Annotated in this window: 16 protein-coding genes; 12 read left to right on the forward strand and 4 right to left on the reverse strand. The window is 66.7% G+C overall.

Going from position 1 to position 13,712, the window contains the following annotated elements; all coding sequences use genetic code 11:
* Nucleotides 1-16: 16 nt before the first annotated feature.
* From VLK61_RS08295 to VLK61_RS08305, 3 genes are read left to right on the forward strand one after another with little or no spacing between them, the layout of a single operon-like run.
* On the forward strand, nucleotides 17-619 hold the full coding sequence (locus VLK61_RS08295; protein WP_325420054.1) for a helix-turn-helix domain-containing protein: 603 nt from the start codon (nucleotides 17-19) through the stop codon (nucleotides 617-619).
* On the forward strand, nucleotides 616-1,167 hold the full coding sequence (locus VLK61_RS08300; RefSeq protein ID WP_325420056.1) for a GNAT family N-acetyltransferase: 552 nt from the start codon (nucleotides 616-618) through the stop codon (nucleotides 1,165-1,167). Before VLK61_RS08295 ends, VLK61_RS08300 begins: the two co-directional genes overlap by 4 nt.
* A gap of 37 nt (nucleotides 1,168-1,204) precedes the next feature.
* Entirely contained in the window at nucleotides 1,205-1,780 is a 576-nt protein-coding gene (locus VLK61_RS08305) for a class I SAM-dependent methyltransferase (protein WP_325420057.1), read from the forward strand.
* Between the two features lie 30 nt (nucleotides 1,781-1,810).
* On the opposite strand, the gene VLK61_RS08310 is transcribed toward VLK61_RS08305, so the two are convergent.
* Together VLK61_RS08310 and VLK61_RS08315 are read right to left on the reverse strand one after the other, a co-directional pair.
* On the reverse strand, nucleotides 1,811-3,610 hold the full coding sequence (locus tag VLK61_RS08310) for a feruloyl-CoA synthase (protein WP_325420058.1): 1,800 nt from the start codon (nucleotides 3,608-3,610) through the stop codon (nucleotides 1,811-1,813).
* A 177-nt stretch (nucleotides 3,611-3,787) separates the two neighbouring features.
* Nucleotides 3,788-4,027, reverse strand: coding sequence for a hypothetical protein (locus tag VLK61_RS08315; RefSeq protein ID WP_325420060.1), 240 nt, complete (start codon nucleotides 4,025-4,027; stop codon nucleotides 3,788-3,790).
* A gap of 261 nt (nucleotides 4,028-4,288) precedes the next feature.
* On the opposite strand from VLK61_RS08315, the gene VLK61_RS08320 reads away from it, so the two are divergent.
* From VLK61_RS08320 to VLK61_RS08335, 4 genes are all read left to right on the forward strand, one after another.
* Nucleotides 4,289-5,302, forward strand: coding sequence for a sulfate ABC transporter substrate-binding protein (locus VLK61_RS08320; protein WP_325420061.1), 1,014 nt, complete (start codon nucleotides 4,289-4,291; stop codon nucleotides 5,300-5,302).
* A gap of 177 nt (nucleotides 5,303-5,479) precedes the next feature.
* Nucleotides 5,480-6,313 carry a sulfate ABC transporter permease subunit CysT gene (gene cysT / locus VLK61_RS08325; RefSeq protein ID WP_325420063.1) on the forward strand — a complete coding sequence of 278 codons (834 nt, stop codon included), beginning with the start codon at nucleotides 5,480-5,482 and terminating at the stop codon, nucleotides 6,311-6,313.
* Between the two features lie 5 nt (nucleotides 6,314-6,318).
* Nucleotides 6,319-7,230, forward strand: a complete 912-nt coding sequence (gene cysW, locus VLK61_RS08330) for a sulfate ABC transporter permease subunit CysW (protein WP_325420065.1) — start codon at nucleotides 6,319-6,321, stop codon at nucleotides 7,228-7,230.
* A gap of 12 nt (nucleotides 7,231-7,242) precedes the next feature.
* Nucleotides 7,243-8,304 carry a sulfate/molybdate ABC transporter ATP-binding protein gene (locus tag VLK61_RS08335; RefSeq protein ID WP_325420067.1) on the forward strand — a complete coding sequence of 354 codons (1,062 nt, stop codon included), beginning with the start codon at nucleotides 7,243-7,245 and terminating at the stop codon, nucleotides 8,302-8,304.
* 2 nt (nucleotides 8,305-8,306) lie between these two features.
* Here VLK61_RS08335 and VLK61_RS08340 read toward each other — a convergent pair whose 3' ends face one another.
* Both VLK61_RS08340 and hemP read right to left on the reverse strand, forming a co-directional pair.
* Nucleotides 8,307-9,560 carry a DUF2325 domain-containing protein gene (locus VLK61_RS08340; protein WP_325420068.1) on the reverse strand — a complete coding sequence of 418 codons (1,254 nt, stop codon included), beginning with the start codon at nucleotides 9,558-9,560 and terminating at the stop codon, nucleotides 8,307-8,309.
* Between the two features lie 43 nt (nucleotides 9,561-9,603).
* The gene (hemP, locus tag VLK61_RS08345; protein ID WP_325420070.1) at nucleotides 9,604-9,825 is read right to left on the reverse strand and encodes a hemin uptake protein HemP; all 222 of its coding nucleotides are present in this window, start codon (nucleotides 9,823-9,825) and stop codon (nucleotides 9,604-9,606) included.
* A gap of 164 nt (nucleotides 9,826-9,989) precedes the next feature.
* On the opposite strand from hemP, the gene VLK61_RS08350 reads away from it, so the two are divergent.
* The 5 genes from VLK61_RS08350 to VLK61_RS08370 are packed head-to-tail and all read left to right on the forward strand — an operon-like array spanning nucleotide 9,990 to nucleotide 13,646.
* Nucleotides 9,990-11,051, forward strand: coding sequence for an ABC transporter substrate-binding protein (locus tag VLK61_RS08350; protein ID WP_325420072.1), 1,062 nt, complete (start codon nucleotides 9,990-9,992; stop codon nucleotides 11,049-11,051).
* Nucleotides 11,052-11,076: 25 nt separating this feature from the next.
* Nucleotides 11,077-11,661 (forward strand): SCO family protein, encoded by a 585-nt coding sequence (locus tag VLK61_RS08355; protein ID WP_325420074.1) that lies wholly within the window; start codon nucleotides 11,077-11,079, stop codon nucleotides 11,659-11,661.
* On the forward strand, nucleotides 11,658-12,119 hold the full coding sequence (locus tag VLK61_RS08360; RefSeq protein ID WP_325420076.1) for a cupredoxin domain-containing protein: 462 nt from the start codon (nucleotides 11,658-11,660) through the stop codon (nucleotides 12,117-12,119). The genes VLK61_RS08355 and VLK61_RS08360 overlap by 4 nt, the downstream gene beginning before the upstream one ends.
* Nucleotides 12,101-12,871 carry an ABC transporter permease gene (locus VLK61_RS08365; RefSeq protein ID WP_325420078.1) on the forward strand — a complete coding sequence of 257 codons (771 nt, stop codon included), beginning with the start codon at nucleotides 12,101-12,103 and terminating at the stop codon, nucleotides 12,869-12,871. Before VLK61_RS08360 ends, VLK61_RS08365 begins: the two co-directional genes overlap by 19 nt.
* On the forward strand, nucleotides 12,861-13,646 hold the full coding sequence (locus VLK61_RS08370) for an ABC transporter ATP-binding protein (RefSeq protein WP_325420080.1): 786 nt from the start codon (nucleotides 12,861-12,863) through the stop codon (nucleotides 13,644-13,646). The genes VLK61_RS08365 and VLK61_RS08370 overlap by 11 nt, the downstream gene beginning before the upstream one ends.
* Nucleotides 13,647-13,712 lie beyond the last annotated feature (66 nt).

Below are 13,712 nucleotides of genomic sequence, written 5' to 3' on the forward strand. Positions count from 1 at the left end.
TCAAGGGATCTGCCGCATGTCCAGCCACAATGTCAACGACCGCATCGCCCGCCGCGTGCATGCGCTGCGCACGGCGCAGAACCTGTCGCTCGATGCGCTGGCCACGCGCTGCGGTGTCAGCCGTTCGATGATCTCGCTGGTCGAGCGTGGCGAAAGCAGCCCGACGGCGGTGGTGCTGGAGCGTCTGGCCACCGGCCTGGGCGTGATGCTGGCATCCTTGTTCGATGAAGCGCCGGAGCAAGCCGAACCCGTCGTGCGACGCGCTGCGCAGCTGAACTGGACCGATCCGCAATCAGGCTATGTGCGCCGCAACCTGTCGCCACCCGGCTATCCGGCGCCGCTGCAACTGGTCGAAGTGAGTTTTCCGCCCGGCGCGCGCGTGGCCTACGAAACCGGCGCACGCGAACGGCCGGTGCACCAGCAGCTGTGGGTGATCGAAGGCGCGGTGGACATCCAGTTGGGCAATCAGCAGCACCAGCTGGCCACCGGCGATTGCCTGGCGATGCGGCTGGACCAGCCCATCGTTTTCAGCAATCCGCATCGTCATCCGGCGCGCTACCTCGTCGCGATCACTGACGACACCTCGGCCCCATCCACGACCCGGAGAAGCACGCCATGAGCACTGGCATTTCCCCCGAAACCCGCATCACCCGCCTGGAGAGCGCCAGCGATGACGGCGCGGTGCAACAGCTGAGCGATGTGCTGATCGACTGCGTCGACGGCGATGCGTCGGTGTCTTTCATGTGGCCGCTCTCGCGCGGGCATGCGCTGGCCTTCTGGCGCCGCATGGTCGCCAGCGCGGCGGCGGGTGAGCGCATCTTGCTGCTGGCGCATGACGAGCAGGGCGAGGTCATCGGCACCGTGCAGGTGGTGCTGGCGCAGCCCGACAACCAGCCGCACCGCGCCGAGATCGTGAAGATGCTGGTGCACCGCCGCGGCCGCAAGCAAGGCTGGGGCGCGGCGCTGATGCGCGCGGCCGAAGCCGCGGCGCTGGAGGCCGGCAAGACACTGCTGGTGCTGGACACCGCCAGCGCCGATGCCGAGCGGCTGTATACGCGCATGGGCTGGCAGCCGGCCGGCCACATTCCGGGTTATGCACTGCTGCCCCGCGGCGGGCTCTGCGGCACGACCTTCTTCTACAAGGCCATCGGCGCCGGCGCGCGGTAGCATCACGCCCTTTCTTGTCCAACAGCAGGTCCTTGCCGTGCCTTTCAGTCAAAGCAGCCAGATCAGCACCATCGTCGGCTGCGTCGAGCGCCTTCGTCCCGCGTCCGTGCTCGATGTCGGCGTCGGCATGGGCCAGTACGGCTTCCTGCTGCGCAACAACCTGGAGAACATCGGCCTGTTCGAGGTGAACGGCCGCGACGCGCGTCAGGCGCCGCGCGAGCGGTGGACCGTGCGCATCGACGGCATCGAAGGCTTCGCCGGCTACCTGACACCGGTGCACCAGTGGGCCTACAACGACCTGCGCATCGGCGATGCGTTGAAGCTGTTGCCGACGATCGCCGACGGGGCATATGAGCTGGTGATGGCCATCGACATCCTGGAACATTTCGACACCGCCGAGGGCATCACTTTCCTGCAGCACTGCCGCCGCATCGCGCGGCGCATGGCGCTGGTCAGCACGCCCAAGGACTTCATCGAGCAGCATGTCGAGGCCAATCCCTTCGAGGATCACCGCTCGGTGTGGACGCAGGCCGATCTGGCCGCGCAGGGCTACACCACGGTGCTGCCGAACGACGAGAGCTGGGTCGTGGCCTGGCAGCCTGCCGCGGCCTGAGCTTGCAGCCGGCACGCTGCCGGCCGATCGTCACAAGCGCACGGTGCGTTCGTCCGGCACGTTGCTGTACAGCGCCATCACCTCGGCAGCGCGCCGCCGCAGCACCGCGCCTTGGTTGATGTAGCCCTTGTCGGTGATCTCGCCGGCGTCGGCATTGGGCGCATCGTCGAGCACCCGGGCGCGCAGCGGCGTCTGCGACGAGCCGCCGCCTTCGTTGCGCAGGCTTTGCAGCGCGCTGCGCAGGCGCTCGGCCAGCACGCCGGGCGCCAGTGCCTTCGCGGCCGGGCTGGGGAAGACTAGCAGGCCCACCTCTTCGCGGTCATGCCCGGTCACCACCACATCGGCGGCCAAGGGCGTCAACGCGGTCACGGCGCGCAAGCGCAGCGTGCCCACTGAGACCCAAGTGCCGCTCATCAGTTTGAAGTCCTCGGCCACCCGGCCATCGAAGGCCACGCCGGCCTCGGGGCGTTGTTCGTCCATCAGCCGGCCGGCGTCGCCGATCAGGTAATAGCCCTGTTCGTCGAAGGCCTTGGCGCTTTGTTCCGGTGCGTCGCGATAACCCGGAAAGACATTGGGTCCGCGCACCCGCATTTCCAGCTTGCCGCCATTGGGCACGAACTTCAGCTCGACACCCGGCAGCGGCGCGCCGATGCAGCCGGCGCGTTCGATGGGCCAATGCACTGCCGTCAAGGACGGCGAGGTTTCGGTGGCCCCCCAGGCCGAGGTGAACCAGACCGGACGCGAGCGGGTGCGGCGCGCCACGCCTTCGAGCCGTTCCCAGATGCTTTGCGGCAGTGCAGCGCCGGCGTAGAACACGGCTTCGAGCTGGTCGAAGAATGCGTGCGCAAAGTTGTCGTCCTGCTCCAGGTAGGGCAGCAGCATGTCAAAGCCGCGTGGCACGTTGAAGTAGAAGTTCGGCTGTACCTCGCGCAAGTTGCGCACGGTCTTGTCGATCATGCCGGGCGCCGGGCGACCTTCGTCGATATACAGGCTGCCACCATGCGCCAGCACCATGTGGAAGTTGTGGTTCGCGCCGAAGGTGTGGCTCCAGGGCAGCCAGTCCAGCAGCGTCAGCCGATGACGGTTCAGGAAGGGCCAGACCTGGGCGATCTGCTGCTGGTTGGCGGTGAGCATGCGGTGGGTGTTGATCACCACCTTCGGCAGGCCGGTTGAGCCGCTGGTGAGCAGGTATTTGGCGTGATCGTCCGGCCGAACCGCGTCGTGCGCAGCCTGCACCGCAGGGGTTTCCTGCGTGCCGGCAAACACGGCGAAGGCCAGCGCGCCAGGGACCTGATCTGCATGTTGGCTGAACAGGCGTGGTGCGCTGCCGGACCAGCTGGCCATCGCCGGACCATAGACACCGGGCTCCGCAGCGTAGACCAGGGCAGGGCGCAGGCTGTCCAACATGCCGTGGACCTTGCTGTAGTCCCGGGTCAGGCGGCAGTAGGCACTGGAGATCGTGCACACCGGCCGGCCCACATGCATGCCGGCCAGCAGCAGCAGGGCGTGGTCGATGCTGTTGTCGCTGAGCACGACGATGGGCGCGCCGGCCGGCAGCGCCATGTCCAGCAGCGCCTGGGCCAGGCCGCCGACGAGGCGGCGGGTGTCGCGGTAGCTCAGTTTGCGCCAGTCGCCGCTGGTGTCCCGTTCGGCCAGGAACAGGGTTTCGGGCGTGGTCAGGGCCCAATGATCGAGCCAGGCACCGATGCAGCGCGCATAAGGCTGCAGCGGCTCGGGGTGGCGCAGCAGGAAGCCACCGCCGGGCAGATCTTCGCGGATGGCACGTTGGGGCGCCAGCGAGGAAGGATCATTGAACAGGGCGAAGGACATGCGGGTCTCCGAAGCGATGGCGGTCGAAATTTGCAATATTATGCCTATTCAACACCATTGTTTGAGAAATTCGGCGGAACGGAGCAATATAGTGCTTACCCTTGGGCATAAGAAAGGCGGCTCGAGGCCGCCGTTTCAGCTGACCGGGTCGCCGGTCTGGTCATCAGATCTTGCCGCTCAGGCCTTGCTGCCGCCTTCGGCGTCGGCTTCCTTGCAACTGGGCGAGCAGACGAATTGCGCCTTGCCGAGCAGGCGGCGGGACTTCAGGGCACTGCGCGGGCGATGCTTGCCGCACAGGAAACAGGACATCGTGGCGGCGCCAAAAGCACCTGCGGCTGTGAACGGGGAGCCAGGGGTCTTGCTGCGGTAGCGCAGCCCGTCGGAATCAATCGAGGTCTTGGTGTCGGCTTTGGACATTGGGGTGCGGTGTGAGTGGGGCGGCTTCGTCGAAGTGGGACCACCTCAAAGGAAAGCAAGAACCGACCCGGTAAACATTATGCCATGCACTGCAAAATTTGACATAAGTGCACTCCCGGCGACCCCTCGTGCGCGCTACTTGACACCGGGCTCATATCTGCAAACCGCATAACCAAGCGCGGAACGCTTTGTTTCCTGAGCGGTGTTGGAAACCTAGCATCTGTCCCATCGACACATCGCCCGATCAGCGGGACGCCACCCATGCCTGCCCTCCTGTTTGCCCGCCGCAGCCTGCTGGCCTTGGCCCTTGGCGCCACGGCGCTCAGCGCCAGCGCGAAGGACATCACGCTGCTGAATGTCTCCTACGACCCGACGCGCGAGCTGTACGCCGACTTCAACAAGGCCTTTGCCAAATACTGGCAAGGCAAGAGTGGCGACACCGTGACGGTGAAGCAATCGCATGGCGGTTCGGGCAAGCAGGCCCGTTCGGTGATCGATGGGCTGGAGGCCGATGTCGTGACGCTGGCGCTGGCCTACGACATCGACGAAGTGGCCGAGAAGGGCAAGCTGATTCCCGCCGACTGGCAAAAGCGGCTGAAGCACAACAGCGCGCCCTACACCTCGACCATCGTGTTCCTGGTGCGCAAAGGGAACCCGAAAGCCATCAAGGACTGGGACGACCTGGTCAAGCCCGGCATCAGCGTGGTCACGCCGAACCCCAAGACCTCCGGCGGCGCGCGCTGGAACTACCTGGCGGCCTGGGGTTATGCGCTGAAGAAGAACGGCGGCAGCGAAGCCAAGGCGCAGGAGTTCGTCGGCAAGATCCTGGCCAACGTGCCGGTGCTCGACAGCGGCGCGCGCGGCTCCACCACCACGTTTGTCGAGCGCGGCATCGGCGACGTGCTGCTGGCCTGGGAGAACGAAGCGCTGCTGGCGCTGAAGGAGCTTGGCCCGGCGAAGTTCGACATCGTCGCGCCTTCGCTGTCCATCCTGGCCGAACCGCCGGTGACGGTGATCGACAAGGTGGTCGACAAGCGGGGCACGCGTGCGGTGGCGCAGGCCTATGTCGACTACCTGTATTCGGCCGAGGGCCAGGACATCGCCGGTCAGAACTACTATCGCCCGATCGACGCGGCCGCTGCCGCCAAGTACGCCAAGCAGTTCCCGAAGGTCAGCTTGTTCACGATCGACGAGGTGTTTGGCGGCTGGGCCAAGGCGCAGAAGACGCACTTCGCCGATGGCGGCACCTTCGACAAGGTCTACACCAAGCGCTGAGGCGTCTGTCACGCCTGACAGGGGCACGCGCGCGCCTCACATGGGATCGCGGCCTCCCTCGTTTTCCGCATAAGCATTGGCGATTTCGGTCGTTGGGCCGGCGCCGGCCGGCCCCTAGCATTCCGCATCCGCTGTTGACTTTCCAACACCCGCGCGACAACACGCAGAGGCCGCCCCTTGTTCTTCACCCGCACCCTGCTCAAGCGCCACAGCGTGCTGCCGGGCTTTGACCTCGCGCTCGGCTTCACGCTGCTGTACCTGAGCTTCATCGTGTTGATTCCGCTGTCGGCGGCGTTCCTGAAGACCTTCACGATGACCTGGCCGGCGTTCTGGGATGCGGTGAGTTCGCCGCGTGTCGTGGCGTCTTACCGCTTGACCTTCGGCGCATCGCTCGCCGCAGCCGTGCTCAATGCCAGCTTCGGGCTGATCGTCGCCTGGGTGCTGGTGCGTTATGAATTCCCGTTCAAGCGCATCGTTGACGCACTGGTCGATCTGCCCTTCGCCTTGCCCACCGCGGTGGCCGGCATCGCGCTGACCGCGCTGTATGCCAAGAACGGCTGGATCGGCCAGTTCCTGCCGTTCCAGGTCAGCTTCACGCCGGTGGGCGTGTTCGTGGCGCTGACCTTCATCGGCCTGCCCTTCGTCGTGCGCACCTTGCAGCCGGTGCTGGAAGACCTGCACAAGGAAACCGAAGAGGCCGCGGCCACGCTGGGCGCCAGCCGCTGGCAGACCTTCGCGCGCGTGATCTTCCCGACGCTGATGCCGGCGCTGCTGACCGGCTTTGCGCTGGCCTTCGCGCGTGCGCTGGGCGAGTACGGCTCGGTGATCTTCATCGCCGGCAACATGCCGCTGATCAGCGAGATCACGCCGCTGCTGATCATCACCAAGCTGGAGCAGTACGACTACGCCGGCGCCACCGCCATCGCGGTGGTGATGCTGGTGGCGGCCTTCGTGCTGCTGCTGGCGATCAATGCGCTCCAGGCCTGGGCCCGCGCGAGGCAAGGGCGTTGAACACCATGAGCACCCCATCCTCCGCACTGCCTCTGCCCGTCGCGGCTTCGCGCGGCATTTCGCCGCGCAGCATCCGCGCCGCCACCGCCGAGCCCACCTGGGTCAAGTGGGTCCTGATCGGCTGCGCACTGGCCTTCCTGACCTTCTTCCTGTTCGTGCCGCTGGCCATCGTCTTCGTCGAGGCCTTCAAGAAAGGCGTCGGGGTCTACCTGGCCGCCGTCGTCGAGCCCGATGCGCTGTCGGCCGTGAAGCTCACGCTCATCGCCGCCGGCATCTCGGTGCCGATGAACCTGGTATTCGGCATTGCCGCGGCCTGGTGCATCGCGAAGTTCGAATTTCGCGGCAAGAACCTGCTGCTGACCTTGATCGACCTGCCGTTCTCGGTGAGCCCGGTGATCTCGGGCCTGATCTATGTGCTGATCTTCGGGCTGCAGGGCTGGTTCGGCGGCTGGCTGCGCGACCATGACCTGAAGGTGATCTTCGCGGTGCCGGGCATCGTGCTGGCCACCACCTTCGTGACCTTCCCGTTCATCGCCCGCGAGCTGATTCCGCTGATGCAGGCCCAGGGCACAGAGCAGGAAGAAGCCGCCCGCGTGCTGGGTGCCAACGGCTGGCAGATCTTCATGCGCGTGACGCTGCCCAACATCAAGTGGGCGCTGCTGTACGGCGTGATCCTGTGCAATGCGCGGGCGATGGGCGAGTTCGGTGCGGTCAGCGTGGTGTCCGGCCACATCCGCGGTTCGACCAACACGATGCCGCTGCACATCGAGATCCTCTACAACGAATACCAGTTCGCTGCCGCCTTCGCGGTGGCCTCGCTGCTGGCGCTGCTGGCGCTGGTGACGCTGGTGCTGAAGTACCTGGTGGAGCAGCGGGTGAAGGCCGAAAAACGTGTGGCCGGCGAACGTGCCGAATAGGCGGGAAGTCCCATGAGCATTGAAGTCAGAAACCTCAACAAGCGCTTCGGCAAGACCGTCGTCTGCGACAACCTGACGCTGGACATTCCGGCCGGCGAGCTGGTGGCGTTGCTCGGGCCCTCGGGTTCGGGCAAGACCACGCTGCTGCGCATCATCGCCGGGCTCGAGGTGCCGGATTCCGGTACCGTGCTGTTCCATGGCGCCGATGCCACCTTCGCCGATGTGCGGGAGCGCCAGGTCGGTTTCGTGTTCCAGCACTATGCGCTGTTCGCGCACATGACGATCTTCGAGAACGTGGCTTTCGGGCTGCGCGTGCGGCCGAAGGCCACGCGCCCCTCGGAAGCCGAGATCATCCGCAAGGTCACCGAGTTGCTGAAACTGGTGCAGTTGGACTGGATTGCCGACCGCTACCCGCACCAGCTCTCCGGCGGCCAGCGCCAGCGCATTGCCTTGGCGCGCGCCCTGGCGGTCGAGCCCAAGGTGCTGCTGCTGGACGAGCCCTTCGGCGCGCTGGACGCCAAGGTGCGCAAGGAGCTGCGCCGCTGGTTGCGCCGGCTGCACGACGAGATGCATGTCACCAGCGTCTTCGTCACGCACGACCAGGAAGAGGCGATGGAGGTTGCCGACCGCATCGTGGTGATGAACGAAGGCCGCATCGAGCAGGTGGGCTCGCCCGACGAGGTCTACGACCAGCCGGCCACGCCCTTCGTGCTGCAGTTCCTGGGCGACGTGAACCTGTTCCATGGACGCCTGGGTTCCGCCGGCCATGGACCCGGCGCCGCGGCCGCTGAAGAAGTGAGTTATGTGCGGCCGCATGAGCTGCAGATCATCATGGCGCCCGAGCCCGGTGCGATCGAGGTGACCCTGGCCCAGGCCTTGACGGTGGGGCCGAACACGCGGCTGGAATTCAGGCGCGGCGATGACGCCGGCTTCGTCGATGTCGAGTTGCCGCGCGCCGAATACTTGGCGCTGCGCGAACAGCTGGGCCTGAAGCCCGGCTCGGCGGTGCACCTGCGGCCGCGCCGCGTCACGCGCTTCGCCGAGGAGCGCATCGATCCGGCCACGCTGATCTGAGCCTAGGGCAGGCCCGCGTCCACGTTCGGCGCGCTGCGCTGCACTGCTTCGCCGAGCGCGCGCTCCAGCGCGGCGCGGCTGGGCGTTTCGACAAACAGGCAGCGCTTGCCGGTGCGCTTGCAGTGGTCCTTCACGCGCCAGTAGGCGTCGTGGCTGATGCAGCCCGTCTGGCAGATCACCAGGTCAGCCGCGGCGAGCGTGGCATCGAGCTTGAGCACGCTGTCCTGCTCGCCGCCGTCGTGGTGCAGGAAGCGGCCGCCGGTGCGCTCGATCAGTTGGCGGTAGGCCGGCACGCTGGCGGGCCGGCCGCCGACGCACAGGATCGCGCGCTCGCTCAGCGCCGGCGTGCTGCAGGCGGTGTCGGCGGGCGCTGCCGGCGCCGCTGGCATGCTGCGGCGCTGCAGGGCCAGATCGTCCGTGGCCTCGGCCGCCCGGCGACGCTGACGTTCGGCTTCCTGCTCGGCTTGCAGCAGCGCACGCTGCAGGGCATGGATCTGTTCGGCCTGGCGGCGGTTGTCTTGCGCCAGTTCGAATCGCGTACGCAGCTCGGGCGCGCTGGACTCCAGCGTGGCGAGCTGCTCGCGCGCCTGGGCCAGCGCGGTGTCGCGCGTGATCAGTTCGGCCCGCAGGCGCACCAGCCCGGTTTCGGCCTGCTCGGCGCGCCGCGCATGCTCCGCAGCCTGCGCCGTGCAGCGCCGCTGGGCTGCGGCCAGTTCACGCGTGAGCACGGCGTTTTCGTCGATCAGCGCCTCGAAGCGCGCCAGGTCCACGCGTGTCGCCGTGCCCAGCTGATGCTGCAGCATGTGCACGTCGCCGAGCACCCGGTGCTCCAGCGTGGGGGTGCAGCGCGGGTGCGACAGGGTGGCCCAGAAGGCGCCTGCGATGTCCTTGCCGGCCGAGGCTTCATACCACCAAGCGGCCAGTGCTGCTTCGGTCTTCAGCTTGCCGGCGCGCTGCAGTGGCACGGCATAGCGGCGGTCCAGTTCCCGCTGCAGGGTTTCGGCCAGCGGCGTGCGCTGCCGGCATTCGGCGATCACGCCGCAGTGCAGTTCATAGTCATCGGCCAGCGCTTCTCCGCCGAGTACTTTGTTCGTCAGGCGGCGCAATGCCGCCAAGGGCAAACACACGCCGACCACCGGGCAGTGGGCATGGCCCTCCAGTTCCCACAGGCGACGGCGACGTGAGCCGGCAGCAGGCGGAATCGGCGGTTCTCGATCGGGCTCGCGCAGCACGGTGATCCTTTCGTGATCAGGCACGGGCTGGCTTGCGGCTGGCGTGTGCGGGGGAGGGGAAATGGGGCTATTTGGTGAGGATGAGCTTGCCCAGCGAGGTGATGCGCAGGCGGTACAGCGCATCGCCATGCGCGATCTCTATTTCGTCGGTACCACCGAACAGTGCGCTGCTGTGCAACCTGGGCTTGCAGAGGCCCGCGGTGTCAGCGGCGGCAGGCGTCTCGTGCGGATCTTGGCGCCGGTGCGCAGACGCAGTGCGGGGCGAATGGAGGTCGGGCGGAGGGGTCATGACGGGTCTTGGGCACTCCGTGCCAAGAGCGCAGCGTTGGGTGGAACTGAACTGTAATGCGAAGCATTCGCAATTACAACCTGCCCGTTCAAATCCGAACACTTGCACCGCCCACCAGCGTCATCGCTGAAAATGACCGATCCTCAGCACGGAGCGCCTTCCCCGTGAGCCCCATCCCCGAGCCTCACCCCCTCCTGCAGTGCCCGCCCTGGCTGCAGCGCCGGCAGTTGCTGCGCAGGGGCCTGGCCGCCGCGCTGCCGGCCCTGGCGCCGCCTGCGCAGGCAGCGCCGGCCAAGCCGCTGGTCGTGGGCGGCCTGCCGGTGACCTGCAACCTGACGCTGCCGGTGGCCTGCGTGGCCAAGACCACCAGCAATGCCGCCGACAAGAGCGGCGCCCCGCAGAACGAGTTCGAGTTCAGCAAGTACAACGGCTGGCCGGAGATCAAGGAATCGCTGATGGCCGGCCGCATCCAGGCCGCCTACATGCTGGCGCCGCTGGTGATGGACCTGGCCGACAAGAAGATCCCGGTGAAGATCGTTTCGCTGGGCCACCGCTCGGGCGCGGTGATCATGGTGCGCACCGATTCGCCGTACCAGCGCTTCAAGGATCTGGCGCGCAAGCGCATCGCCATCCCCAGCCGCTTTGCGGTGGACTTCCTGTTCCTGCGCAAGATGCTGGCGCAGGAGGGCATGACACCCGCCGACATCGAGCTGGTCGAGATGGCGCCGCCCGACATGCCGGCCGCGCTGTACGCCAAGGCGGTGGACGCCTACTGCACCGGCGAGCCCTTCGGCGCGGCCGCGCAACGTGCGGGTTATGCGCGAGCGCTGCGCATGACCCGCGACGAATGGCGCAACTACATCTGCTGCGTGCTGACGGTACGGGAAGAGCTGATCCGGGACAACCGGCCGCTGGTGCAGGACCTGGTCAACCATGTGCTGGCGGCCGGCCAGTGGTTGGACCAGAAGCAGGACAACCGCAACAAGGCCGTGACCATCGCCGCCGGGCGCAAGTACTTCAATCAGGACCCGAACATCATCCGCTTCGTCATGGAGAATCCGACCGACCGGGTGACCTATGGCGATCTGCGCATGATCCGCACCGAGTTCGAGGAACTGATGCAGCTGTCGATAGCAGCCGGCACCCTCAAGCGGCCGGTGGCTTACGAGACCTACATGGACGAAAGTTTCACCAAGGCAGCCCGACCGGCCGCCATCCCGCTGTGATGGGTCTTGAACGAGGCGAGCGAACGTGAACCTGTTGAAACTCACCGGCACCGCGCTGCTGCTGTGCGCCGCCCTGCAGGTGCCTGCGGCAAGCCCGGCAACCCCCCTCAAGGCTGGCGTTTTCGAGCCACCGCGCCAGGCCCCGGAGTTCGCGCTGCGCGGCTCCGACGGCAGTGTGCTGAAGCTTGCGCGCTACCGCGGCAAGGTGGTGATGCTGGCCTTCGGCTTCACGCATTGCACGGAGGTCTGTCCGATCACGCTGGCCACGCTGGTGCAGGCGCGCAAGGCGCTGGGCCCGGCCGCCGAAGCCGTGCAGGTGCTCTACATCACGGTGGATCCCGAGCGCGACGACGCCGCCCGCATGAAAACCTACCTGGCGGCCTTTGATCCCAGCTTCGTCGGCGGCACCGGCCAAGCCGAAACGCTGGCTGCCGTGCGCACGAACTACGGCATCGTCGCCAACAAGGTGGCCTCGAAGGCGGGTTATGCGGTGGACCATTCGTCCTCGGTCTACCTGATCGACCGTGCCGGCAAGCTGCGCGCGATGATGCCCTACGGGCGCAGCGCCAAGGACTATGCGCACGACCTCCAGTTGCTGTTGACGCAGTGAGGCTGCTGGCGCGCCCGTTCTGGGTTGTCTGCGCGCTGCTTGTGCTGCTCGCGGCGCTGCTGCTGGCTGCGCTGGCCTGGGCAGCGCTGGCGCCGGTGGTGGTCGACAGCCGCGACGAGCTGTTCGAGATCCCGCGCGGCACCTGGTCGCGCCGCATGGGCGGCAACAAGGTCGAGATCCTGCCGGACACCATCCGCCTCACGCTGGGTGCCAAGGACGTGCTGTTGCTGCGCAACCAGGACGAGGTGCCGCAGGTCTTCGGCCCGGTGCTGATCATGCCGGGCCAGAGTTTCCGCCTGCCCTTCGAGGTGGCATCGACCTACAGCTTTGCGTGCACTGCGCATGCCAGCGGGCAGATGAGCGTGATCGTCGATCCGCGCCCGACGCCGGGCTGGCCCCGCTTGCGGTGGCGCCTGGCCCAGCTGATGAACCAACCCTGGTGGCCCAAGACAACGTGACACTGAAAAAGATCCTGCCGCCGCTGGCGGTCATCGCCGCGCTCGTCGCCTTCTGGTGGATCGTGGTCGTGCAGACCGAGAGCGCGATCTTCCCGACGCCCTGGCAAGTGCTCACCGGCGCGCTGGAACTGGCGCAGGACGGCACGCTGTGGGAGCACATCGCCGCGTCGCTGTTCCGCGTCGGCACCGGCTTCGGGCTGGCCGTGCTGCTGGCCATTCCGCTGGGCCTGTGGATGGGCTGGGTCGGCGGGGCCTACCGCACGCTGAACCCGATCTTCCAGATGCTGCGGCCGATCTCGCCGATCGCCTGGATCCCGCTGGCCATCCTGTGGTTCGGCGTCGGCGATGTGTCGCCGATCTTCCTGATCTTCATCTCGTCGGTGTTCCCGATGATCGTGCAGACGACCTCGGGCGTGCACACCATCGAACGGCGCTACCTGCGCGCGGCGGCGAATTTCGGTGTTTCGCGCGCGGTGCTGTTCCGCCGGGTGGTGATTCCCGCAGTGCTGCCGGAGATCATCGTCGGCATGCGCATCGGCATCGGCGTGGCCTGGCTGGTGGTGGTGGCGGCCGAGATGATTGCGCTGCGCTCGGGCCTGGGTTACCTGATCATGGATTCGCGCAATGCCGGCAACCGCTACGACCTGGTGATCGCCAGCATGATCATCATCGGCCTCATCGGCCTGCTGCTCGATGGCTTCACCCGCCTGCTCGAAAGGCTCAAGACTGTGAGATGGCGCTATGTCCGATAAGCAGATCGGCAAGACCGGCAAGATCGTCGTCGACCAGGTCCGCAAGGGCTTTCCGTCGGACACCGGTGAACTGCCGGTCATCGGCGGCGTGAGCTTTGCGGTGGCCGATGGTGAGTTCGTCGCCATCGTCGGCCCCTCGGGCTGCGGCAAATCGACGCTGATGAACATCATCGCCGGCTTCGAGCGTGCGGACCAAGGCGTTGTGCAGGTGGACGGCGCCGCGCGCGACGGCCCCAGCCCCAAGGGCATCGTGATCTCGCAGCATGGCTCGGTGTTCCCCTGGCTCACCGTGCAGCAGAACCTGATGTTCGGTCTAACTTGCAAAAACAGCAGCAAGAGCAACGGCGACGGCCCCGGCGACAAGGCCGCGCTGGCCGATCACTACGCCGCGATGGTCGGCCTGAAGGGCTTCGAGTCCAGCTACCCGCACGAGCTGTCGGGCGGCATGCTCAAGCGCGTGGAACTGGCGCGCGCCTTCGTCGTGAAGCCCGAGATCCTGTACATGGACGAGCCGTTCTCGGCGCTCGATGCGCTGATGAATCTGCGCATGCGCACCGAGCTGCTGCGCATCCTGGAAGAAGAGCGCCACACGGTGCTGCTGATCACGCACGATGTCGAAGAAGCCATCTACATGGCCGACCGCATCATGGTGCTGTCGCCCCGGCCGGCGACGATCCAGGCCACGTTCAGCGTGGACATGCCGCATCCGCGCAAGCTCACCAGTCCGCAGGCGCAGGCGCTGCGCGAGGCGATTCTGCGGGAGTTGGGCTTGTAGGCGGCCTGGGAAGGCGCGCATCTGCAACAGTGCCATCGCCCCCTGCGATCTGCGCCGTCGATAGAA

Source organism: Aquabacterium sp., assembly GCF_035476535.1.
In the GTDB taxonomy this organism is placed as follows: domain Bacteria; phylum Pseudomonadota; class Gammaproteobacteria; order Burkholderiales; family Burkholderiaceae_C; genus Pseudaquabacterium.